We start from the raw sequence: 21,684 nt of genomic DNA, 5'->3' as shown, positions 1-21,684 counted from the left end.
TTTGCCGGGTAATGAGGTGATCAAGGCCGCGGATGGGGGGTTTGTGCGGGCGTTGGGTCCGATGCAGTTCTTGCCGGGGACGTGGGGGGCGTATGCCGCGGACGGTAATGGGGACGGGGTGGCCGATCCGCATAATGTGTTCGACGCGGCGTTGGCGGCGGGGAAGTATTTGTGTTCGGGGGGTTTGGATCTGCGTGATCCGTCGCAGGAGTTGCGCGCGGTGTTGCGGTACAACAACTCGATGGCGTATGCGGCGAATGTGCTGAGTTGGGCGGCGGCGTATCGGACCGGGGGTTCGCCTACGCAGGTGCGTATCTCGCCGGACCTGATACCGCCGGGAGCATTGTCGCCGGGTTCGGAGATGTCCGCGGTGCGCACGACCACTCCGACCACCGATCCGGCCGAACAGGCCCGGGCGGCGGGCCAGGCGCCCGCCCCGCGGCCGCGACAGCAGCCGACCCAGGTGATGATCACGATCCCGGGTCTGCCGCCTATTCCCTGCGGGATCTTCTGCCCGCCGCCGCCGGTGAATCCGTGTGCGGGACAATCAGTGCCCGCCCCGATGCCGTTCCCGGACCTACCCGGGACCGCACGCGTACCGCTCGCGCCGCAGCAGCCCTACGGCGGCGCGGCGACCGCACCCCACGACCCCGCCGCCCCCGCCGGCCCGGCCGATCCCGCCGTGGCGGGCAGGCCCGCCGACGCCGGAGCCCTCGGGCAGCCCGGCGCCACGGACCGGGCAGCCGCCGGGTGCGTTCAGCCCGATACCACGCTGGCCACCACCGAATCCGCGCCCATCCCCGGTGACCTGCCCGTCCCCGGCAACGCACCGCACGGCGACACCGAACCCGCTACCACCACCCCGCCCGCCCCGGCGCCCGAAGCCGAAGCGGCGCCCAGCGCCGAATCCGCACCTACGCCGCCGCCGGGAATCACCCTGCCGTTCGGCATCGTCATCCCCCTGCCCGCGCCATTGGTCGCGCCCCCGCAGTGATTCAAACTTCGTCTCAGATCACGAAGCAGTAACAAAAAGATCTCGGATGCGGTAGCCTCTCCCTCGGTCCGTAACAAAGGGCTCACAGCGAGTCATGGGAGGGTCACCACACCGTGGGGCGTCATCGAAAACAACCGCCTGCCACCGTCAGACGCGGTTCCGTCATCGCGTTGACCGGATTGGTTCCCGCTGGGCTCGTCTCCGTCACCGCCGCCTCCGAGGTCGGCGACGCCGTCCCGCTCGCGACCGCGGTGCAGACGCCGGATGATCAGGACGTGCAGGGCGCCCGGCCGCAGTCGGCCGTCGAGCCCGTCGCGGGCACCGAATTCCTCGCGCACGCAATGGCCAAGGCCGCGCCCACCGCGACGCCCGTGGTGAAAACCGTTGCGCTGCCGAGTGGGCGGCAACCAGCCGCGATGCCCGCCGGGCCGCTGGGCGTCCCCGGCGTGGCCGTGGCGGCATATCAGAACGCGGAACGAGTGCTGGCCGCCGAGAACCCCGTGTGCGGCATGCCGTGGTCGCTGCTGGCCGGCATCGGCCGGGTCGAGTCCACCCACGCCTTCGGCGGCAAGGCCGATGCCGACGGCAACCCGCTCAGCCCCGTCTACGGCCCCGTGCTGGACGGCTCGCTCACCGGCAACCACGTCGTTCGCGACTCCGACAACGGCGCACTGGACGGCCTGGACGGCTACGACCGGGCGATCGGTCCGATGCAGTTCCTGCCCGACACCTGGAAGCGTTACGCGGGCGACGGCAACGGCGACGGCATCGCCGATCCGCAGAATTTGTTCGACGCCGCCCTGACCGCCGGGAAGTACCTGTGCGAAGGCGGCCTGAACATGCGTGACCTGGCACAACAGTCCAAAGCGATCCTGCGCTACAACCACTCCATGGCCTATGTCGCGAACGTCATGGCCTGGGAGACCTCCTACAGCACGGGGGTCGCACCCCGGCCCGCGGATCTGCCGAAAATTTGACACGCCTAAAATTCCTGCCATGCCAGTAGTTACGGAATCGGACGTGCGGGGTGCCCTCGCAAAGGTCGACGACCCGGAGATCCGCAAGCCGATCACCGAACTGGGCATGGTGAAAAGCGTCGTCATCGGCGCCGGCAGCGATGTCCACGTGGAGATCTACCTGACGACGGCGGGCTGCCCCCTGCGTACGGAGATCCAGCAGCGGGTGACCAAGGCCATCGCCGACGTGCCCGGTGTGGGCGCCATCTCCGTCGAGCTCGACGTGATGGACGACGAGCAGCGCACCGCACTGCGCAAACAGTTGCGCGGCGACTCGGCCGATCCGGTCATCCCGTTCGCCCAGCCCGGCTCGATGACCCGCGTCTACGCGGTCGCCTCCGGGAAGGGCGGCGTCGGTAAGTCCAGCGTCACGGTGAACCTGGCCGCCGCCATGGCCGCGCGCGGTCTGTCGGTCGGCGTGCTGGACGCGGACATCTACGGTCATTCCGTCCCGCGCATGCTCGGCACCGATGCCAGGCCCACTCAGGTCGAGCGGATGATCATGCCGCCGGTCGCGCACGACGTGAAAATGATCTCGATCGCCCAGTTCACGCAGGGCAACACGCCCGTGGTGTGGCGCGGCCCGATGCTGCACCGGGCGTTGCAGCAGTTCCTCGCCGACGTGTTCTGGGGTGACCTCGACATCCTGCTGCTCGACCTGCCGCCCGGCACGGGCGACGTCGCCATCTCCATCGCGCAGCTGATCCCGGGGGCCGAGATCCTGGTCGTCACCACTCCGCAGCCTGCCGCCGCCGAGGTGGCCGAGCGGGCGGGCGCGATCGCGCTGCAAACACGCCAGCGCATCGCGGGCGTGGTGGAGAACATGTCCTGGCTGGACCTGCCGGACGGCACCCGGATGGACCTGTACGGTTCCGGCGGCGGCCAGGCCGTCGCCGACCGGCTCACCCGCGCGGTGGGCGCGACCGTGCCGCTGCTCGGTCAGATCCCCATCGAACAGGCGCTGCGGGAAGCGGGCGACGAAGGCACCCCGATCGTGCTGCGCGATCCGGAGAACCCCGCCGCCAAGGCTCTGCTGGAGGTTGCGGACAAGCTCGCCGTCCGCCGCCGCGGCCTCGCGGGCATGTCCCTCGGCATCGACACCACCCGGCATCTGTAGCGAGCACGACGCGCGAGACCGCCTGTCGGTGTGCCCTAATAAGCTCACCTCATGCTCACCATGCTGTTGTACGTGCTGATCGTCGGCTTGGTCGCCGCGGTGCTGTTCTTACTTGCCAGTGCGGTGTTCGGGCGGTCGGAGGAGCTGGGGCCGCTGCCGGAGGGGACGACGGCCACCGTGCTGCCGGTGGAAGGGATCACCGGGGCGGACGTGCGCGCGTTGCGCTTCCAGCAGGTGGTGCGCGGCTACAAAGCCGGCGAGGTGGATTGGGCGCTGACCCGGCTGGCCGCGCGGATCGATGAGCTCCAGCACCAGCTGGCCGAAGCGCAGGCCGCGCGGTGGCAGGCGCCGATCGCGCCGGAGTCGAAGTGAGCGCCCTGGCCGACGACGGCCTGGTTCGCTGTGCCTGGCCGCTGGAGTCCCAGCTCTATCGGGACTATCACGACCACGAGTGGGGCAAGCCCCTGCACGGCGACGACGCCTTGTTCGAGCGGCTCTGCCTGGAGGCGTTTCAATCCGGCCTGTCCTGGCTGACCATCCTGCGCAAACGCCCGGCCTTTCGTGCGGCGTTCGCCGGGTTCGCCATCGAGCGCGTCGCGGAGTTCGGCGACGACGACGTCGCCCGGCTGATGGCCGACGCGGGCATCGTCCGCAACCGCAGCAAGATCGACGCGGCCGTCGCCAACGCCCGGGTGGCCCGCGACCTCGACATCGGCCTGGACGAGTTGCTCTGGTCGTTCGCCCCACCGCCGCGCCCGCGCCCGCGCCGCGGCGCCGACGTGCCCGCGACCACACCCGAATCCATCGCGCTGGCAAAAGAATTGAAACGGCGCGGATTCCGGTTCGTCGGACCGACCACGGCGTACGCCCTGATGCAGGCGACCGGGATGGTGGATGACCACCTGGCCGATTGCTGGGTGGGCAACGACCGGTCCGGCACGGGCCGACCGGTCACTTTTTGAACTCAGCTATCCGTCCACATCCGCGATAGGGAAGAATGGGACGGGTGTAGCTCGCCAAACGCCGGCGAGCTCACTGGTTGGTGACAACTGGAGTTCCAAGAAAGTGCGCAGCAGACCGCGCAGATCTGGAGGGAGCAGAGGATGGCGGCCATGAAGCCCCGCACCGGGGACGGTCCCCTCGAGGCAACCAAAGAAGGGCGTGGAATCGTTATGCGGGTTCCACTCGAGGGTGGCGGGCGTCTGGTCGTCGAACTCACGCCGGACGAGGCAGCGGCGCTCGGTGACGAACTGAAGAGCGTCACGAGCTGAGTGGGCCCGGCTGAGCACTCGGCCCTCGCCGACGCGGCCGGCGTCCTGGCCTGCCCGGAATGCATTCGGGCGTACCAGGACGCCGCGCCGCTCGCATTCGAACCGCGGGATCGAGCACTGCGCTGCGGTCGTGGCCACAGCTTCGACGTCGCCAGACAGGGCTACGTCAGTTTGCTGACCGGTGCGTCGACCAAGATGACCGGGGACACCGCGGCCATGCTCGACGCTCGTGCCGCTTTCCAGAGCGGAGGGCACTTCGCGCCGATCGCCGACGCGGTGACGCACGCCGTCACGACGCGCCGGACAAACGGCCCGGTACTGGAGATCGGCGCGGGCACCGGCTACTACCTCGCCCGGGCGCTCGACGCCGCTCCCCCGGCCGTCGGCATCGGACTGGACGTGGCGAAACCCGCCGTCCGGCGCTGCGCCCGCGCCCACCCACGCGCCGCGGCGGTGCTGGCCGACGCCTGGCGTGGGTTGCCGATCCGCGACGGTGCGCTGGCCTGCGTACTCTCCGTCTTCGCCCCGCGCAATCCCGGCGAGATCGCCCGGGTGCTCGCCGAGGACGGCCGCTTCGTCGTCGCCACACCCACCGAGCGTCATCTTCGCGAGCTGATCGAGCCACTGGACATGGTCCGGGTCGACCCCGACAAGGACCGCAGGCTCGACGCCGCCATGGCGGGACATTTCGAACCGGTCGACCGGACGCTGGTGGAGTACCCGATGACGCTCGCCAGAGCCGATGTCGCGCACGTGGTGGGAATGGGTCCATCCGCGCACCACGCCGCCGCGGCAGCGGCGGATCCGGCGCGGCTGCCGGAGTCCGTCGAGGTGACCGCTTCGGTCGTCGTGGGCACCTACCGCCCGGCGGCCTGACCGCCCGGCTCAGCCCTTCCTGATCTCGTCGTACACCGCCACCGTGCGCGCCGCGATGCGCGACCAGTCGAATTCGGAGATCGCCCGCTCCCGCCCGGCGGCCCCCAGCCGGACAGCCAGCTCTCGATCGCCCGCCACCTCGTTCACGGCGGCGGCGAGCCCGTGCTCGTAGTCCGCGGCCGCACCCGCGTCGTAGTGCACCAGCCGTCCGTTGCGGCTGTCGACCACCTCGGGGATGCCGCCGACGTCCGAGGCGACCACCGCGGTCGCGCAGGCCATCGCCTCCAGGTTGACGATGCCGAGCGGCTCGTACACCGACGGGCACACGAACAGCGACGCGGCGGCGAGAATCTGCCGGATCTGCTCGGTCGGCAACATCTCGCGAACCCAGAACACGTTGCCGCGGCGCTGCCGCAGCTCGTGTACCGCCGCGGTGACCTCTTGCGCCAGCTCGGGGGTGTCCGGCGCGCCCGCGCACAGCACGAGCTGGATGTCGGGATCGAAGTCGCGGGCGGCGGCCAGCAGGTGGCCGACACCCTTCTGGCGCGTGATGCGGCCGACGAAGGCGACGATGGGAAGGTCGGTACGCACGCCGAGTTCGGCGAGCACCGACGGCTCGTCACCGGTCGCCGGACCGGGATGCCAGACGGTCCCGTCGATGCCGTTGTGCACCACGTGGACCCGGGCCGGGTCGACGGCGGGGTAGGCGTCGAGCACGTCGCGGCGCATGCCCTCGCTCACCGCGATGACGGCGTCGGCGTGCTCGACGGCGTTGCGCTCCGACCAGGAGGACAGTCGGTAGCCGCCACCGAGCTGCTCGGCCTTCCACGGCCTGCGCGGCTCCAGCGAATGCGCGGTCAGCACGTGCGGGATGCCGTAGAGGGTCGCGGCCAGATGCCCGGCCAAGCCGCTGTACCAGGTGTGCGAGTGCACCACGTCCACCTCGCCCACGGCGTCGGCCATCCGCAGCTGGGCGGACATCATCCGCAGCGCGGCGTTGGCGGCGTGTAGCGACGGATCCGGTTGATGGACCACGGCATCCGGGCGCTCGACGCCCATACAGTGCACGGTCACCTCGCACAGGTGACGCAAATGCGCCGTCAGCTGGGTGACGTGCACCCCCGCCCCGCCGTACACCTCGGGTGGATATTCGCGGGTCAGCATCGCGACGCGAAGCCGGTCCCGCTCGTCGGAATCCACCGCCGAACGTCCGCCATCCGTGCCGAAACTCACCGATCCAAAGTAGACGTTCGGGTCCGCGGCGGCCACTCACGGGCGTTCCACCCGGTAGTTTGGCAGGTGTGAGGAGCCAGCCGCACGTACTCGGGATCGTGCTCGCCGGTGGCGAGGGCAAGCGACTCTTTCCACTCACGGCCGACCGCGCCAAGCCAGCCGTCCCGTTCGGCGGCGCCTACCGACTCATCGACTTCGTCCTCAGCAATCTGGTCAACGCGGGTTTCCTGCGGCTGTGCGTACTCACCCAGTACAAGTCGCACTCGCTCGACCGGCACATCTCGCAGACCTGGCGGCTGTCCGGTTTCGCGGGCGAGTACATCACCCCGGTGCCCGCGCAGCAGCGGCTGGGACCACGCTGGTACACCGGCAGCGCGGACGCGATCCTCCAGTCGCTGAACCTGATCTACGACGAGGACCCGGAATACATCGCGGTTTTCGGCGCCGATCACGTCTACCGGATGGATCCGGAGCAGATGGTGCGCCACCACATCGATTCCGGCGCCGGCGTGACCGTGGCGGGTATCCGGGTGCCGCGCAGCGAGGCGAGCGCGTTCGGCTGCATCGACAGTGACGACGCAGGCCGCATCACGCAGTTCCTGGAGAAACCCGCGCATCCGCCCGGTACCCCGGACGATCCGAACGTCACGTTCGCGTCCATGGGCAACTACGTCTTCACCACCAAGGTGCTGGTCGACTCGATCCGGGCGGACGCGGACAACGCCGACTCCGACCACGACATGGGCGGCGACATCATTCCCGCCCTCGTCGCGGCCGGACAGGCGAGCGTCTACGACTTCGCCGACAACGACGTGCCCGGCGCCACCGACCGGGACCGCGGCTACTGGCGGGATGTAGGCACCATCGACGCGTTCTACGACGCGCACATGGACCTGGTGTCGGTGCACCCGGTGTTCAACCTCTACAACCGCCACTGGCCCATTCGCGGGGCGGCCGAGAACCTGCCGCCGGCCAAGTTCGCCCAGGGCGGCCTGGCGCAGGAATGCATCGTTGGCGCGGGCAGCATCCTGTCCGCCGCCACCGTGCGCAACTCGGTGCTCAGCGCCAATGTCATGGTCGACGACGGCGCCACCGTCGAAGGGTGTGTGCTCATGCCCGGCGTGCGGATCGGACGCGGTGCGGTGGTGCGGCACGCCATTCTGGACAAGAACGTGGTCGTCGGCGAGGGCGAGATCATCGGAGTGGACCTGGCGCGCGATCGCAGCCGTTTCGCCGTGAGCAACGGCGGGGTGGTCACGGTCGGCAAAGGCGTGTGGGTGTAGCCGCGGCGAGCGGTCCTAGGGTCCGCCCGGCTCGGGCGCCTGCGGGCCGAGACAGAACGGCGCGCACGGTCCCGGTGTGCGCGGCACGGTCGATTTCGAGGCGTCACCGAAATCGGCGGTGCACACCAAATAGACCATCAGCACGGCGAACAAAAGCACCGCGCCGAAAGCGATCATGGTCCGGCCCCAATGGATCGATTTGGGACGACGCTCGTCTTCGTCCCAAAGGAACATCATCATCACCACGGCGCACCTCTTCCGGATCCGTTCGGAACCTGACCTCCACCAGTATCGGTCGGTCAGTGGCGTCGCGCTGCGGCTCGAGCCGAATCGTGGCGATGCGGTCGCTTTTTCGCGAGTTCCGCCGATCACCTGTGGGTGGCGCGTTCGCCAGGAGAAGAGGGCGCGTCGGCCCGAAATTCCGGAAAAACTTCGGCGGCAAGCCTATTCGGCCGGAGCGAGAGCCGCCGTCGACGGAGGTATTACTGTGCGGGCGGGGCGACGTTCTGGGTGCAGAACGGCTCGCAGGGTCCCGGGGGCGGAGTGGTTTTCTCGGGGCCGGTGTCGAAATCGGTGTTGCTCACCACCACCATCACGAGCACGGCTCCCAGAATCACGAACAGCAGGGCCAACAGAGTCGGCCGCAGCCAACTCGTTCGCCGTTCGGTCACGACATCCCCCATGACCGCTACTTCGATGGGAGTTAGTTCACGCATAACTGTTTTCCTCACTGGGTTCTTTCTCAGCGCATACCCCGGATTCCGGGAAGGAATCAGACCGCGCGCGAATCACTAACCCCGTGAGGCACAGAGCAATCCGTCTCCGACCGGAATCAGTACACAGGTGAGTTCCGGGTTCTCCGCGATGGCGCGGGTGGCGGCGCGCACCGCCTGAGTGGCCGGATCTCGTTGCGCCGGATCGGGTACGCGCCCGCCCAGCAGCGCGTTGTGCAGCAGGATGGCGCCGCCCTCGCGCAGCAGACGCACCGCTTGGGCGACGTACTCCGGGTGCTCGAGCGGCGCCGCGTCGATGAAGACCAGGTCGTAGGCGCCGTCGGCCAGCCGGGGCAGCACATCCAGCGCCCGTCCGTTGATCAGCCGGGTGCGCGCCGGGGGGATGTCGGCGGCGCGGAACGCCTCCTTGGCCGCGCGCTGATGTTCCGGCTCCGAATCGATGGTGGTCAGCGTGCCGTCCTCGCGCATGCCGTCGAGCAGCCACAATCCGCTGATGCCCGCGCCGGTACCGACCTCGACCACCGCGCGCGCTCCGAGCAGCTGCGCGTACATGCTCAGCAGCGCCCCCACCGAGGGCGGCACGGGGACAGCGCCGAGTTCGGTGGCCCGTTCGCGCGCGCTGATGAGGATTTCGTCCTCTACGACGGATTCCTCCACGTAGGCGAGATTCCGCTCCAGATTCGATGCCACGGGTATGAGGCTAACGCCGGGCGGGTGATCTCGGCGTTCCGGACAACACGCGCCGCCCGCCATTTCCGCCGCCGGTTTTCTCAGGTGACCCTCAGGATCTCCATATCCCGGCCATATCAGGACCAGAAAGAGTATGAGCAACCGACCGTGTATTAACACGGGACGCGGGAACAACGACATACCGGTTGTCTGTTGTATCCGTACGTGACGGTCCGAAGACCCGGACCGTGGCGAGTCCCCACGTTTGCGGTCCCTAGTAGGAGGTAGCCCCATCCACATGGTCGATGCGGCGCGCGAATACGCCACCCTGCCCGAGCAGATCCTGCCGGTCGAAGCCGACTCCGTCGAGGACGCGGTCGAGCTGAGCGGGACTGCTGCCTTCGATGCCACCGGTGACCGGTCGGCGATGCCGACATGGGACGAACTGGTCCGGGAGCACGCCGACCGGGTCTACCGGTTGGCGTATCGCCTCTCCGGCGACGCCCAAGACGCGGAGGACCTCACCCAGGAGACGTTCATCCGGGTGTTCCGTTCGCTGTCGAACTACCAGCCGGGCACCTTCGAGGGGTGGCTACACCGCATCACCACCAACCTGTTCCTGGACATGGTGCGCCGCCGCAACCGGATCAGGATGGAAGCGCTGCCCGAGGACTACGACCGGGTGCCCGCCGAGGGCCCGGGGCCGGAGCAGGCATATCACGACGCCCGGCTGGATCCCGACCTGCAATCGGCCCTGGATTCGCTCGCGCCGGAGTTCCGCGCGGCCGTGGTGCTGTGTGACATCGAGGGGCTGTCCTACGAGGAGATCGGCGCTACGCTCGGCGTGAAACTGGGCACTGTGCGCAGTCGGATCCATCGTGGACGTCAAGCCCTGCGCGACTACCTTGCGCATAATGGAAGTGAGCAGCGGTTCGCCGCTGAAGCGAACATAGGGTGATTCGTCGGACGCCGGCATCGCCCGAACCTCGGTCGATGTCGGTTGAAAGGGTGAGCACCGAATGAGTGGCGACTCCAGCACGTCCGGTCCGCCCCGTTTCCGCCCCACCGAGCATCTGGCGAGTGAGGCGGTCGCGGCGTACGTGGACGGGGAGCTACGGATGAACGCCTACCTGCGTGCCGCTCAACACCTGTCGCTGTGTCCCGAGTGCGCGGCGGAGGTCGATGCCCAGCAGCAGGCGCGCATCGCGTTGCGGCACGCGGGCCAGGTCGCGATTCCGACCGGCCTGCACGACAGCTTGACCAGGATTCCGCTCGCGGAGCTGCCGGGCGGCGCGTCCAGCGGCCGGACGCCCTCGTCGGCTTCCGGCCAGTCCGGGCGCAACGAGGCGGTTTTCGGCTTTCTGGCCGATTCGTTCACCGCGACCCGGTGGACCACGTGGTGGCGCAAGTAGAGTTTCCCGAGTGACCACCGAATCGACGAATTCCGGATCGGCCGACACCTCGGATTCGGCGGCCGACCGCGGGAATCTCCGTCCGCCGGACGCACCCGTTCTCGGTCCGCGCCCGGTCTACCGGCCCCATGTCGACACGCACACCGCACGTGCCTTCCGCAGGCCGTCCGGCCTATCCGGTTCGTTCGCCGACCCCCTGCCGCTGCGCAAGGCGGGTTCGGCGCCGCAATCCGGTCCCGAACTGCAGAACCGTCCGCCCGACGCGGTGCTGGCCGAGGCGTTCGGGCGCCCGGAAGGCTCCACCGAGATCCTGCAGCGCGACCCCGACGCCGCCGACGGCCCGTCGGCCGTGGCCGGACCGGCCGATCCGTGGCGTGATCCCGAAGCGGTCGCACGCCTGGGCGCCCCCGCGGTGCCCACCCCCAAGCCGCAGACGCTGCCGCAGGCCGAGAAGCTCAGCGCCCGCGAAGTCCTGTTCGGTTCCCGGGTCGCGCCCAAGGCGCTGGCCGTGCTCGCGCTCGTCGCGGTCGTCATCGGCCTGGTCGGTGGGCTGGTCGGACGGCTGACCGCGGAGACCGCCTCCACGCTCACCTCACGGAAGGTGACCCTCGAACAGACCGGTGACGGCACCCGCCCGCACGGCATGATCGCCCAGGTCGCCAACGCCGTGCTGCCCTCGGTCGTCTCCATCCGGGTGACCGTCGGCGACAACGGCGCCACCGGCTCCGGCGTGGTGATCGACGGCGGCGGCTACGTGGTCACCAACAACCACGTCGTCTCGATGGCCGCGCAGGACAAGTCCAACCGGTCCGCGATCCAGGTGCAGTTCTCCGACGGCACCCGGGTGCCCGCCCAGATCGTCGGCCGCGACCCCAAGACCGACCTGGCCGTGCTGAAGGTCGATGTGAAGAATCTCACCGTCGCCCAGCTCGGCAAATCCGGCAACGTCCAGGTCGGTGACGATGTGCTGGCCATCGGTTCGCCGCTCGGCCTGAGCAAGACGGTGACCTCCGGCATCGTCAGCGCCCTGCACCGCCCGGTGAAGCTGGAGGGCGAGGGCAGCGACACGAAGGCCGTGATCGACGCCGTGCAGACCGACGCCTCGATCAACCCGGGTAACTCCGGCGGCGCGCTGGTGGACATGGACGGCCGGGTGATCGGCATCAACACCGCCATCCGCAGCGAGACCGGCGGCTCGGTCGGCCTCGGCTTCGCGATCCCGGTGGACAAGGTGATCGAGGTCGCCCAGACCTTGATCCGCGACGGCGTCGTGCACCACCCGACGATCGGCTTGAGCGCGCGCACCAAGCAGGTGGCCAACGAGGTCATGAGCGGTGCGGCGGTGGCGGACGTCGTGGCGGGCGGTCCCGCGGCGAAGGCCGGGATCGTGGAGGGTGACGTGATCGTGAAGGTCGGCGATCGCGAGGTCACCGGTCCGGACGAACTGGTCGTCGCGGTGCAGTCGCGCAAGATCGGCGAAACGGTGAACGTGCAGTTGATCCGCGACGGCAGGCAGGTGGACGTGCCGGTGACGCTGGAATCCGACTGACCCGGCGGCCGGATCGCCGGGTAGCCTGGTTACGTGTTCAGCAACATCGGCTGGAGCGAGATGGTCATCCTGCTCGTCGCCGCCCTCGTCATCCTCGGCCCGGAGCGCTTGCCCGGTGCCGTGCGCTGGACCACGCGCAGCCTGCGGCAGGTGCGCGATTACGCGAGCGGCGCCACGTCCCAGTTGCGACAGGAACTCGGGCCGGAGTTCGACGATTTACGCAAGCCGCTGGCCGACCTGAACGAACTGCGCGGTATGACTCCGCGGGCGATGGTGACCAAACACCTTCTCAACGGCGACGATTCGCTGTTCAAGGATTTCGACAGCGCGCTGCCCGATCCGAAGGACCTGTACAGCACGAACAGCGGGATGCCGGACTACCCGATGCCCAAGTTGGCTAAGCCGTTGGAGCGCAACGAACGTCCGCCGATCGACACCGACGCCACCTGATTCGTCAAGCAGACTAGACGCATAGCGCTGTTCAGCTGTCTAGACTTCGCACATGTCGGCCGATGACGTGGCGCGCGTGTTCGCGATCGAGGACAAGGTCGAGCGACTGAAAGCGGCCACCGACGGGGTGGCGGCAGCCCAGCAGACCATCAACGAACTGACCAGGATTCGGCGTGCCGTGATCCGGGAGCTCCATGCCGAAGGCTGGACCTTCGCCAGAATCGGTGCGGCGGCGGGCCTTTCCCGGGCCCGCATCCACCAGGTGAGTACCCAGGGCCCCGCGCCGGAAGGGCTGTTCTTCGGGCACGGTTCGCTCACCGTCCTCGTCCCCGAGGTGCGCGCCGGGCGCGTGATCGGCGCGCCCGATCCCGCCGCACCGCAGCGACTCGCCGAGCTCCTGCGCGAACTCGGCTTCAGCGTAGCGGTCGAGCATTTCCTACCGGGCCGCCCGATCGACCTGCGGCGTGACGGCCTGATCGTGTTGGGCGGTCCGGAACTGTCCCCGAGCCTGCGCCAGTTGGTGGCCGCCGATCCGCGTTTGCGCCGCGCGGTGGCGAGAGTGGGGGACGCGCGCCGGGGGATCGAGGACCGGGCGGCTCGGCGGGTGTACCGGCCGGGCGGGCCGGAACCGCACGACATCGCCTACCTGGGTAGGCTTCCCCGGCCCGACGGGCGGGGCAGTGTATTGATGATCGACGGCATGCATCCCCCCGGCTCGCTCGGCGCCATCCGGTTGCTCGCCACCCGGCTGGCCACGCTGCACGAACGAGCGAGCAATCACCTGTTCTCGGTGCTGATCGCCTGTCGCTTCGACCGTGCCACGGGTGAACCCCTGGAAGCCGACCTGCTCACTCCGGTCTACCGCCACGACCCCGAAAACAGGTCGCCCGCAACGGGTGTGCGCCGCTGACTCACCTGCCTCGCTCGACCTCCGTTGCCGGAGACCGGCGTCGGACCCGCCCTACCGGCGGTGGTGATCACCCTCGCGTCGGCTCCACGCGCCCAACGACATTCAGCAAATATGTGGACATCGTGGTTGAGCGCATCCACGGCTGGAAATCCGGACAGTGGACATCGAGCGGACGCTCCAGCATGCCGCGAACCATTCCACCTATCACCTGGTCGTAACGACTCAGGAGCATCACGCCGGCCACCCTTCTCTCGTGTGGCACACGTCACCGGCCCTCGTCGGAGCGCATTCATACAGAGATGATTGAATAGCTGGACGATAACCGCATGTGATAGGTGAACTCTGATGCGTGATCGAAAGTCGATGTCTGCGAGTTCGGTGTCCCTCCTCTCCGTGCTGCGGCGCCCGCGGCACGGCGCCGCGGCCCCCGCCCGGACGGGCGATCCGGCGGTGACCACCCACCGGGTGACCTACAGCGACCGGTTGCGAGTCTTCCTCCGCCCGGATGAGCCCATCGACAGCTTTCTGCGCCCGCTGGACAGACTGGACGGCTTCCACCGCTACTCGGTGAACATGACCCGGCTCGCCGAGCCGATGCGGCCCGCGGATATCGACCCGGCGATCAGTTCCGCTCCCGGCCGGGAGTACCTGCAATGCACCGGCTCGGCGGACGCGCTCACCCTCGAGGTGCGTACCACCGTCGAGGGCACGCCGCATCGCTTCACCGTGGGCTTACCCGGTCAGCGGCTCGGACTGCCTCGGCTGGACGTGCCGGTCCCGGCCTGCGTGCCCACGCCGCGGGTCTATCCGGACGAGTTGTTCACCGCCGAGCAGGCGGCCGAGATCTTCACGGCGTATTTCGAGACCGGCGCCGTCCCGTCCCAGCTACAGCTCCGCGAAACGGACGCCTGAGGTGTCCGGCAAGGAGGAATCGTGAATCCGTTACTGCTGATCGGCGGCGCCGTCCTGGCGGTGGGCCTGCTCGGCCTGATCCTCAGTGTCCTGCTGCGGCCCGCGGGGGCGAAGGCCCACGTGACCGTCGCCGACCTTCAGGCCAGGCTGGCGAACGAGTCGGCCACCTCGCCCGAAGCGGACGGCCCCGCGGGCGAGGAACCGCGAGCCGATCGGCCCGACACCGAGCGCACGGAACAAGAGCGACCCCGCCCCGACGACGATTCCCGGAACGGGGCCGCGGATCAGGACCAGGACCGCCCCGAAGCACGCGCGGACCACGTGCTGCTACCGCATCGTCGTCGCCGCGACGGATAGGTCTCCGGTAACTAGGCTTACGGTACGGCGGATATTCGCCGGCTGTCTCGGGCCCGATGCGCTGGACCCGCTCGCCGAAAGGACCGGATTCCGGTGCGCGCGATACTCGGGCACTTGCTCACCCTGCTGCCGCTCGGGCCGGTCGCGCTGGCCCGTGTGGTGGACACGACCGGCGCCGGGCCTCGCGAACTCGGAGCGGCGATGATCGTCACCGGCTCCGGCGACGTACACGGCTCGCTGTCCGGTGGCTGCGTCGAGGCCGCCGTCCTCGCGTCGGCGCAGGAGGTCCTGACCAGCGGCCATGCGGTGACCGACCGGTTCGGCTATGCCGACTCCGACGGACCGGCGGTGGGCTTGAGCTGCGGCGGCGAGATCGAGGTGTTCGTCGAGCGCGTGGCACCCGAACGGCTCCCGCTGCTCACCGCGTTACGACAGCGGATCGAGAACGGCTCCCCCGTCGCCGTGGCGACCACCATGGACGCCGCACCGGAATGGAAGCTGCTGACGGCCGCCGATACCGAACCGTGGCACGACGTCGACCGCGACGCGCGGGCGCTGCTGGCCGCGGGCCGCTGCGGGGTGGTGGGCGCCGACGAGTGCGCGGCACACGGCGCACCACGGCCCCGGACGTTCGTCCAGGTCTTCGCGGCTCCGGCGCGGATGATCCTGGCGGGCGCCAACGACTTCGTGCGCGCGCTCAGCCGCACCGGCCGTCAACTCGGCTACCGCGTGACGGTGGTGGACGCCCGCGAGACCTTCGCCACCGCCGCCAGGTTTCCCGCCGCCCACGAGGTCGTCGTGGATTGGCCGCACCGGTATCTGGGCGAGGAACAGGAGGCGGGGCGGATCGACCAGCGCACCGTCGTCTGCGTGCTCACCCACGACGCCAAATTCGATGTCCCGATGCTGGTGACGGCGCTGTCGTGCCCGCGCATCGGCTTCGTCGGCGCACTCGGATCCCGCCGCACGCACGCCGAGCGCGTCGAGCGCCTGCGGGCCGCGGGCGTCACCGATGACCAGCTCGGCCGGCTGCGCAGTCCGGTCGGGCTCGACCTCGGCGCGCGAACACCGGACGAGACGGCCGTCTCGATCGCCGCCCAGATCCTGGCCGAACGTGGTGGGGCCTCCGCTCTGCCGCTGGACCGCATCGACGGGCCCATCCACCGCTGATTGCTCAAAGTTGTCTCCAGGGCGGTTGGACAACTGGCCAGCGGGCATACCCGACCATAAAGCCGCACACCACGTCGGTTGCGCGTCCTACTTTCCCTCTTGCACGGCGCGCCGCCTCGGCTCACACTTAATTTGCTAAAAGTTAACTACGAGTAGGTGACGGTGCGTTAGCGCTTCGGCCCCGCCACGCTCTGCCCGGCCCGCCCCACCGAGAGGAGAAAGCGCCGTGACCGCCACCCAGATCGCCGTCCTCTGCTCGCTCGCCGGCGCCGCCGGCCTGGTCGCCACCATCGGACTGATGTACGGACCGGCGAACCGGCGGCGCCGGGTCGGCGTCGCCCAGCATGTGATCGCGGAACAACTGCCCGCGCGCCTGCTACCGACCTGCCCGATCGGCAGGCCGCAGCAGATGCCCGTCGAGCCGTTGACCGTGGCGGAGGCGCACGAACTCATGCAACGCCACCGGATCTGTGAACCGGCCGAGTGCGTCTACAAACTCGCGGCCTTCCGCACCCTGATCGAGGCGGGATACATGCGGGACCCACACGCCGAAGGGGCCTGACCGCATCCCGGCGCCGCCACGGTGGTGGAGCGGTTCAGGCCGCCGCCCACGCGGGCCGCAGGGTGTTCATCGGCGGGCGGTCCACCAGGGAGACCTCGGTGCGGTGCGCCGTGAACTCGTCGCCGATCAGCGGGAACTGGGTCAGCGCCGCACCCGAGTCCTGGATGCCGCTGCGCCCGAGCACGGTGCCGAGAATCTGGCGGCTCATCACCCCCAGGTCGGCCAGCGGCCGGTTGCGGTGCGTGCGCACACCCAAATTGACCTGGCCGATCGCGGACATGCCGAGCCGGTCGTAGGTGTCCAGCAGCAGCCCGATCTCGACGCCGTAGCCCGGCGCGAACGGCACCGAGGTGAGCAGTTCGCGGGTGCCCGCGTATTCACCGCCGAGCGGCTGCAGAACCTGGGAGAGTTCCGGTCGCAGGGCGGCCAGCAGCGGCCGGGCTACCAGTTCGGTGACACGGCCACCGCCGGCCGCGTCCACCGCGCCGCCTTGCCGCAGCGGCCTGCGGTAATAGGCCTTGGCCAGATGCATGTCGTCGACCGTGAGCAACGGACCGAGCAACTTCGGGACGAAGGCGGGATCCGGGTCGATCAGGTCGGAGTCGACGAAAGCGATGAGATCACCGCTGGTCACCGCCAGGGAGCGCCACAGCACCTCGCCCTTGCCCGGGACCGGCTCGAGCTCCGGCACCGCCTGCTCGCGGCTGATCACCTCGGCGCCCGCCGCACGGGCGCGCTCCGCGGTGGCGTCGGTCGACCCGGAGTCCAGCACGATCAGCTCGTCGACCAGCCTGCCGAGCAGCGGCCGGATGCTGGCCACCACGTCGGCCACGGTCCGTTCTTCGTTCAGCGCGGGCAGCACCACCGACACGGTGCGCCCGGCTTTGGCGCGGACGAGTTCGTCCACTCGCCAGTTCGGGGTGTCCCAGGTATGGGTCGTCGCCCAGGCGGGCTCACGGTGTTGAAATGTCATGCCAGACCTCGCAAGGTTCGTGCGGGGGGCCGGATGCCCTGGATCGCGGCGATCATGTCCACGACCCGCCGGGTCGCGGCGACTTCGTGGACACGGAAGACTCGGGCGCCGGCCGCCGCCGACCATGCTGTTGCCGCCAATGTGCCCTCCAGCCGTTCGGAAAGACCGACACCTAAAGTCTCCCCGATGAAATCCTTGTTGCTCAGCGCCATCAAGACTGGCCATCCGGTTTTTACAAGAACGTCGACTCGGCGCAACAGTTCGAGCCCGTGATAGGTGTTCTTGCCGAAATCGTGCGTCGGATCGATCAGAATCGAATCCCGGCGCACCCCGGCCGCGAGCGCGTTCTCCGCGGCCCGCACCACGGTTTCGGTGACCTCACCCACCACGTCGGCGTAGCGGACCCGATGCGGCCGGGTGCGCGGCACCGCGCCACCGGTGTGGCTACACACCACACCGGCGCCGTGCGCGGCGGCCACCGGAACGAGATCGGGATCGGCGCCGGCCCAGGTGTCGTTGATCAGATCCGCCCCCTCGCCCACCGCCGCCAGCGCCACCTCGGACCGCCAGGTGTCGACGCTGATCAGTAGCCGCGGGTACTTCGCGCGGATGGCCGCGACGAACGGCACCACCCGGCGCGTCTCCTCGGCCGCGTCCACCGAATCGCCCGGCCCGGCTTTCACCCCGCCGATGTCGACGAGGTCGGCGCCCTCGTCCACCGCGCGCGCCACGGCCTCCATCGCCGCCGCGTCGGTGAACGTGGCGCCGCGGTCGTAGAACGAGTCCGGCGTGCGATTCACGATCGCCATCACCAGCGCTCGATCCGTCGCCACCGGCCTGCCGCACAGCGTGGGAAGCGGCGCCGCGGTCGAGCTGAACATGTCAACGACTGTAGCCAGTCCGTCACTCCGGGTCTTCAGGCCGTGCTGATCTTGCCCGTCAGCTCTTGGGCGCCCGTCCCGCCGCTACCTCGGCGGCGTAGTCGTCGTAGGCGGGGACATAGCCCTCGGTGCGGCCCGCGAGGACGTACAGGGTGCTGTCGGGGTCCGGGGTGTACCCCTGCTTGCGCAGTTCGACCTTGCGGCTTTTGAACGTGGAGGTCTGCTCCAGTTCGTGGACGATACGAATGAACAAGGGCACCGCATACCCCGGCAATTGCTGGTAGACCAGCTTCGCCACCGCCGCCCCGTCGAATTCCGCACCGGGACGCAGCGTGACCGCGGCCATGCCCGCCTTGCCGTCCGTCCCGGGGATGTCCACGCCGTAGACCACCGCTTGGGCGATCGGCTCCGCCTTGCTCAGCGCGCCCTCCACCTCGGTGGTCGCCACGTTCTCGCCCTTCCAGCGGAACGTGTCGCCGAGCCGGTCGACGAACGCGATGTGATGCCAGCCCTGCTCCCGGACCAGGTCGCCGGTGTCGAACCAGACGTCCCCGGACTGGAAGCCGTCGCGCACCAGCTTGGCCTCGGTGGCGTCCTTGTCGGTGTAACCGTCGAACGGCGAGCGGTCGGTCACCTTGGCCAGCAGCAGCCCGACCTCGCCCGTGCCGACCCGGCGCAAACGGCCCTTGTTGTCGCGCTTCGCTTTTCCGGTCTCCTCGTCGTACGCCACGACGGCGTACGGCAGCGGGCCGAAACCGGCCGTGCGATCCACGCCGAAGGCGTTGACGAACGCGATGTTCGCCTCGCTCGCGCCGTAGAACTCCACGATCCGCTCGATGCCGAACCGGGATTTGAACTCGTCCCACAGTTCCGGACGCAGCCCGTTGCCGACCGCGAGCCGGACCAAGTGCTGCCGATCGGTCGGCTTGGCGGGCTGGTTGACCAGGTAGCGGCACAGCTCGCCGATGTAGATGAACGCCGTGGCCTGCTCGCGGATGACCTCGTCCCAGAACCGGGACGCGGAGAAACCACGGCCGAGCGCGAGTGTGCCGCCCGAAGCCAGCACCGCGGACAACGCGACGGTGAGCGCGTTGTTGTGGTAGAGCGGCAGGCAGCAGTACAGCGTGTCGTTGCCGCGCAGGCGAATTCCCAGTCCGCCCAGTCCCGCCATGCTCTTGGTCCAGCGCAGATGGGTCATCACGCTGGCCTTCGGCAGTCCGGTGGTGCCGGAGGTGAAGATGAGGAACGCCCGTTCCCGCGCGGTGATCTCCGCACAGCTCGGTGGATCGGCGTCGTCGGCGTCGCGGGCCGCCTCGTGGAGTTCGTCGGCGGCGAGGATGTCGGCGGGCGGCTCGGGCAGCGAGTCGATCGCGTCGGCGCATTCCGCGCCCACCACGTTCAGCACGCTGTCGAGCAGGCCGAAGCTGTGCGCCAGCACGTTGTCGCGCTGATGGTGGTTGAGCAACCCCACGGTGGCACCGAGCTTGACCGTGGCCAGCGCGACGAACAGTGTCTCCGGCCGGTTGGTCATCAGCACGCCGACCACGTCGCCCCGCCGCACCCCCCGGTCCGCGAGCACGCTGGCATATCGGTTCACCTGTGCGTTGGCCTGACCGTAGGTGAAGGTCGCCCCCTCGAACCGCAGGAACAATCGATCCGGATGCCGGTGGGCATTGCGCTGGAAATACAGCCCCACCGAGGACTTGGAATCCGCCGTCACCAGCATGCTCAGCGCGTTGCGGAGCATGCCCGGCGCGTCGAGGGCCATTCCCGGAAGATTGCGGGCGAGGTCGAACAAACTCACCGTCGAGCGGGTGTCGGTGCTCACGTCTTCAGCTCTCCTCACTGGGTCCGCGCCGCCGCCTCCAGTGCCGCGAACGCGGACGGGAGATCGGTCACCACGGTAATCCGGTCCAATGCCGTCTGGGGCACGAACTTCCGCTCGTACAACTCGTCCAGCCAGGAGAACAACCCGCGGAAGAAGCCATTGGGATCCAGCACAACAACGGGCTTCTCGTGCTGTCCCAGATACCCGCCGGTCCAGGCCTCGAAGAACTCCTCCAGCGTGCCGATGCCGCCGGGCAGGGTGAGGAAGGCGTCGGCGCGGTCCTCCATCACCTGCTTGCGCTGGCGCATGGTGTCGGTGACCACCAGCTCGTCGGCGTCGACGTCGGCGACCTCCCGGTGCACCAGGTGTTTCGGGATCACGCCGATGGTGTTCGCGCCGCCCGCGCGCGCCGCGGTGGCGACCGCGCCCATCATCGAGACGTGCCCGCCGCCGGACACCAGTTGCCAACCGTGCCGGGCGATCTCGGTGCCCACCCGGGCGGCCAGCGTGAGGTAGTCCTGGTCGGTGGTGCTCGCCGAGCAGTAGACACAGACGGCGAAAGCCCGATCGCTCACCACTGATCCTCCGTCCCGATCGCGTCCTCGGCGCCACCCGCCTCCGCGGCGGCCTGGATGATGTGCACGACCTCCTCGACGCTGTCGGTCACGTGCAGCAGACCGAGGTCGCCGGGAGAGATCTTGCCCGAACCGCCGAGCGAATCGCGCAGCCAATCGACCAGCCCCGCCCAGTACCTGGTGCCGAACAGGATGATGGGAAACCGGGTGATCTTGTGCGTCTGCACCAGCGTCAGCGCCTCGAACAACTCGTCGAGCGTGCCGAAACCGCCGGGCAGGCAGATGAACGCCTGCGAGTACTTCACGAACATCGTCTTGCGGACGAAGAAGTACCGGAAATTGATGCCCAGGTCGACCCAGTCGTTGAGGCTCTGCTCGAACGGCAGCTCGATGCCGAGGCCGATCGAGTAGCCGCCCGCCTCGCAGGCGCCCCGGTTCGCCGCCTCCATCGCGCCCGGGCCGCCGCCGGTGATCACCGCGAAACCGGCCCGCGCCAGCGCGGCGCCGATGGCCCGCCCGGCCTGGTATTCCGGGTGGTCTGCGGACGTGCGCGCGGAACCGAAGACGGTCACCGCCCGCGGCACCTCGGCGAGCGCGCCGAAGCCCTCGACGAACTCGGCTTGAATGCGCAGCACGCGCCATGGATCGGTATGTACCCAGTCCGTGTCGCCACGCTTGTCCAGCAGGTGCCGGTCGGCGGTGCCCACGCCGTCGGCCCGCTCGCGGCGAAACATGATCGGGCCGCGGAATTTCGGTGTCGACTTGGGTTTGGGAGCGACCTCACGGTCCGCGGCGTCGGTGGACATGCGTTCCACGCTACCGCCCGGCAAGGCGGACCCAGGGGCTGGACGGGAGAAGTCGTCCGGCGTTCAGCCGGGCGAAGGCCGGCCGAGACGCGGCCGCGATCTCGGC

The 21,684-nt window shown here is 69.1% G+C and carries 26 protein-coding genes; 17 read left to right on the top strand and 9 right to left on the bottom strand.

Translation table 11 applies throughout. From position 1 onward, the window contains the following. From ABZ803_RS13040 to ABZ803_RS13010, 7 genes are all read left to right on the top strand, one after another. Positions 1–994, top strand: a 994-nt coding sequence (locus ABZ803_RS13040; protein ID WP_357036312.1) for a lytic murein transglycosylase, incomplete at its 5' end; no start/stop codon positions are given. A gap of 113 nt (positions 995–1,107) precedes the next feature. Next, positions 1,108–1,971 carry a lytic murein transglycosylase gene (locus ABZ803_RS13035; RefSeq protein ID WP_357036309.1) on the top strand — a complete coding sequence of 288 codons (864 nt, stop codon included), beginning with the start codon at positions 1,108–1,110 and terminating at the stop codon, positions 1,969–1,971. Positions 1,972–1,990: 19 nt separating this feature from the next. Then, complete coding sequence (locus tag ABZ803_RS13030) at positions 1,991–3,127, top strand: Mrp/NBP35 family ATP-binding protein (protein ID WP_062974595.1); 1,137 nt, start codon at positions 1,991–1,993, stop codon at positions 3,125–3,127. Positions 3,128–3,178: 51 nt separating this feature from the next. After that, positions 3,179–3,499, top strand: coding sequence for a DivIVA domain-containing protein (locus tag ABZ803_RS13025; protein WP_357036306.1), 321 nt, complete (start codon positions 3,179–3,181; stop codon positions 3,497–3,499). Beyond that, positions 3,496–4,089: a DNA-3-methyladenine glycosylase I gene (locus ABZ803_RS13020; protein WP_357036303.1), complete on the top strand. Its 594-nt coding sequence runs from the start codon at positions 3,496–3,498 to the stop codon at positions 4,087–4,089. The genes ABZ803_RS13025 and ABZ803_RS13020 overlap by 4 nt, the downstream gene beginning before the upstream one ends. 141 nt (positions 4,090–4,230) lie before the next feature. Continuing rightward, positions 4,231–4,398: a DUF3117 domain-containing protein gene (locus tag ABZ803_RS13015; RefSeq protein WP_011211259.1), complete on the top strand. Its 168-nt coding sequence runs from the start codon at positions 4,231–4,233 to the stop codon at positions 4,396–4,398. Next, positions 4,399–5,274, top strand: coding sequence for a putative RNA methyltransferase (locus ABZ803_RS13010; RefSeq protein ID WP_357036300.1), 876 nt, complete (start codon positions 4,399–4,401; stop codon positions 5,272–5,274). 9 nt (positions 5,275–5,283) lie between these two features. Here the strand turns inward: ABZ803_RS13010 and glgA are convergent, their stop codons facing one another. Beyond that, positions 5,284–6,438 (bottom strand): glycogen synthase, encoded by a 1,155-nt coding sequence (glgA, locus tag ABZ803_RS13005; RefSeq protein WP_357036379.1) that lies wholly within the window; start codon positions 6,436–6,438, stop codon positions 5,284–5,286. A gap of 137 nt (positions 6,439–6,575) precedes the next feature. Between glgA and glgC the strand changes: the two genes are divergently transcribed. Next, a complete protein-coding gene (gene glgC, locus ABZ803_RS13000) occupies positions 6,576–7,790 on the top strand; it encodes a glucose-1-phosphate adenylyltransferase (RefSeq protein ID WP_357036297.1) in 1,215 nt (404 codons plus the stop codon). Positions 7,791–7,805: 15 nt separating this feature from the next. Here the strand turns inward: glgC and ABZ803_RS12995 are convergent, their stop codons facing one another. The 3 genes from ABZ803_RS12995 to ABZ803_RS12985 form a co-directional block, all read right to left on the bottom strand. Beyond that, positions 7,806–8,030: a hypothetical protein gene (locus tag ABZ803_RS12995; RefSeq protein ID WP_357036294.1), complete on the bottom strand. Its 225-nt coding sequence runs from the start codon at positions 8,028–8,030 to the stop codon at positions 7,806–7,808. A 242-nt stretch (positions 8,031–8,272) separates the two neighbouring features. After that, positions 8,273–8,506 carry a hypothetical protein gene (locus ABZ803_RS12990; protein ID WP_157172873.1) on the bottom strand — a complete coding sequence of 78 codons (234 nt, stop codon included), beginning with the start codon at positions 8,504–8,506 and terminating at the stop codon, positions 8,273–8,275. A gap of 75 nt (positions 8,507–8,581) precedes the next feature. Continuing rightward, the gene (locus ABZ803_RS12985; protein WP_040869678.1) at positions 8,582–9,220 is read right to left on the bottom strand and encodes an O-methyltransferase; all 639 of its coding nucleotides are present in this window, start codon (positions 9,218–9,220) and stop codon (positions 8,582–8,584) included. Positions 9,221–9,491: 271 nt separating this feature from the next. Between ABZ803_RS12985 and sigE the strand changes: the two genes are divergently transcribed. The 9 genes from sigE to ABZ803_RS12940 all read left to right on the top strand — a co-directional run bounded on the left by sigE (position 9,492) and on the right by ABZ803_RS12940 (position 16,515). After that, positions 9,492–10,151, top strand: coding sequence for an RNA polymerase sigma factor SigE (gene sigE / locus ABZ803_RS12980; RefSeq protein ID WP_357036291.1), 660 nt, complete (start codon positions 9,492–9,494; stop codon positions 10,149–10,151). Between the two features lie 61 nt (positions 10,152–10,212). Next, complete coding sequence (locus ABZ803_RS12975) at positions 10,213–10,605, top strand: hypothetical protein (protein ID WP_357036288.1); 393 nt, start codon at positions 10,213–10,215, stop codon at positions 10,603–10,605. 10 nt (positions 10,606–10,615) lie between these two features. Then, a complete protein-coding gene (locus ABZ803_RS12970; RefSeq protein WP_357036285.1) occupies positions 10,616–12,154 on the top strand; it encodes a trypsin-like peptidase domain-containing protein in 1,539 nt (512 codons plus the stop codon). A gap of 33 nt (positions 12,155–12,187) precedes the next feature. Next, positions 12,188–12,604 carry a Sec-independent protein translocase protein TatB gene (gene tatB / locus ABZ803_RS12965; protein ID WP_040869494.1) on the top strand — a complete coding sequence of 139 codons (417 nt, stop codon included), beginning with the start codon at positions 12,188–12,190 and terminating at the stop codon, positions 12,602–12,604. Positions 12,605–12,656: 52 nt separating this feature from the next. Further along, positions 12,657–13,514, top strand: a complete 858-nt coding sequence (locus ABZ803_RS12960) for a hypothetical protein (RefSeq protein ID WP_040869495.1) — start codon at positions 12,657–12,659, stop codon at positions 13,512–13,514. Positions 13,515–13,859: 345 nt separating this feature from the next. Then, positions 13,860–14,426 (top strand): hypothetical protein, encoded by a 567-nt coding sequence (locus ABZ803_RS12955; RefSeq protein ID WP_357036281.1) that lies wholly within the window; start codon positions 13,860–13,862, stop codon positions 14,424–14,426. 21 nt (positions 14,427–14,447) lie between these two features. Then, a complete protein-coding gene (locus ABZ803_RS12950; RefSeq protein ID WP_357036278.1) occupies positions 14,448–14,783 on the top strand; it encodes a hypothetical protein in 336 nt (111 codons plus the stop codon). A 93-nt stretch (positions 14,784–14,876) separates the two neighbouring features. Then, positions 14,877–15,953, top strand: a complete 1,077-nt coding sequence (locus ABZ803_RS12945) for an XdhC/CoxI family protein (RefSeq protein WP_357036275.1) — start codon at positions 14,877–14,879, stop codon at positions 15,951–15,953. Between the two features lie 226 nt (positions 15,954–16,179). Next, positions 16,180–16,515 (top strand): hypothetical protein, encoded by a 336-nt coding sequence (locus ABZ803_RS12940; protein WP_357036272.1) that lies wholly within the window; start codon positions 16,180–16,182, stop codon positions 16,513–16,515. Between the two features lie 34 nt (positions 16,516–16,549). Here ABZ803_RS12940 and ABZ803_RS12935 read toward each other — a convergent pair whose 3' ends face one another. Genes ABZ803_RS12935 through ABZ803_RS12915 form a run of 5 tightly spaced genes read right to left on the bottom strand, consistent with a single transcriptional unit; the run spans position 16,550 to position 21,578 of the window. Next, positions 16,550–17,488, bottom strand: a complete 939-nt coding sequence (locus ABZ803_RS12935; RefSeq protein ID WP_357036269.1) for a glucosyl-3-phosphoglycerate synthase — start codon at positions 17,486–17,488, stop codon at positions 16,550–16,552. Continuing rightward, positions 17,485–18,369, bottom strand: a complete 885-nt coding sequence (gene folP, locus ABZ803_RS12930; protein ID WP_357036266.1) for a dihydropteroate synthase — start codon at positions 18,367–18,369, stop codon at positions 17,485–17,487. Before folP ends, ABZ803_RS12935 begins: the two co-directional genes overlap by 4 nt. Positions 18,370–18,427: 58 nt before the next feature. Continuing rightward, on the bottom strand, positions 18,428–20,197 hold the full coding sequence (locus tag ABZ803_RS12925) for a long-chain-acyl-CoA synthetase (RefSeq protein WP_357036263.1): 1,770 nt from the start codon (positions 20,195–20,197) through the stop codon (positions 18,428–18,430). A gap of 14 nt (positions 20,198–20,211) precedes the next feature. Then, positions 20,212–20,775: a TIGR00730 family Rossman fold protein gene (locus tag ABZ803_RS12920; RefSeq protein ID WP_357036260.1), complete on the bottom strand. Its 564-nt coding sequence runs from the start codon at positions 20,773–20,775 to the stop codon at positions 20,212–20,214. Then, positions 20,769–21,578: a TIGR00730 family Rossman fold protein gene (locus tag ABZ803_RS12915; RefSeq protein ID WP_357036257.1), complete on the bottom strand. Its 810-nt coding sequence runs from the start codon at positions 21,576–21,578 to the stop codon at positions 20,769–20,771. Before ABZ803_RS12915 ends, ABZ803_RS12920 begins: the two co-directional genes overlap by 7 nt. Positions 21,579–21,684 lie beyond the last annotated feature (106 nt).

Source organism: Nocardia sp. NPDC047648, from assembly GCF_040642815.1.
Lineage (GTDB): Bacteria > Actinomycetota > Actinomycetes > Mycobacteriales > Mycobacteriaceae > Nocardia > Nocardia gamkensis.
This window is presented reverse-complemented; position numbering and strand designations above follow the sequence as displayed.

Bases quoted from the DNA above. Each gene is read 5' to 3' on its own strand.
- ABZ803_RS12935 (WP_357036269.1), bottom strand. From the start codon at position 17,488: ATGACATTTCAACACCGTGAGCCCGCCTGGGCGACGACCCATACCTGG.
- folP (WP_357036266.1), bottom strand. From the start codon at position 18,369: ATGTTCAGCTCGACCGCGGCGCCGCTTCCCACGCTGTGCGGCAGGCCG.
- sigE (WP_357036291.1), top strand. From the start codon at position 9,492: ATGGTCGATGCGGCGCGCGAATACGCCACCCTGCCCGAGCAGATCCTG.
- ABZ803_RS12990 (WP_157172873.1), bottom strand. From the start codon at position 8,506: ATGCGTGAACTAACTCCCATCGAAGTAGCGGTCATGGGGGATGTCGTG.
- ABZ803_RS12960 (WP_040869495.1), top strand. From the start codon at position 12,657: ATGTCGGCCGATGACGTGGCGCGCGTGTTCGCGATCGAGGACAAGGTC.
- ABZ803_RS12915 (WP_357036257.1), bottom strand. From the start codon at position 21,578: ATGTCCACCGACGCCGCGGACCGTGAGGTCGCTCCCAAACCCAAGTCG.
- ABZ803_RS13015 (WP_011211259.1), top strand. From the start codon at position 4,231: ATGGCGGCCATGAAGCCCCGCACCGGGGACGGTCCCCTCGAGGCAACC.
- ABZ803_RS12995 (WP_357036294.1), bottom strand. From the start codon at position 8,030: ATGATGATGTTCCTTTGGGACGAAGACGAGCGTCGTCCCAAATCGATC.
- ABZ803_RS12975 (WP_357036288.1), top strand. From the start codon at position 10,213: ATGAGTGGCGACTCCAGCACGTCCGGTCCGCCCCGTTTCCGCCCCACC.
- ABZ803_RS12955 (WP_357036281.1), top strand. From the start codon at position 13,860: ATGCGTGATCGAAAGTCGATGTCTGCGAGTTCGGTGTCCCTCCTCTCC.
- glgA (WP_357036379.1), bottom strand. From the start codon at position 6,438: ATGCTGACCCGCGAATATCCACCCGAGGTGTACGGCGGGGCGGGGGTG.
- ABZ803_RS13030 (WP_062974595.1), top strand. From the start codon at position 1,991: ATGCCAGTAGTTACGGAATCGGACGTGCGGGGTGCCCTCGCAAAGGTC.
- ABZ803_RS13025 (WP_357036306.1), top strand. From the start codon at position 3,179: ATGCTCACCATGCTGTTGTACGTGCTGATCGTCGGCTTGGTCGCCGCG.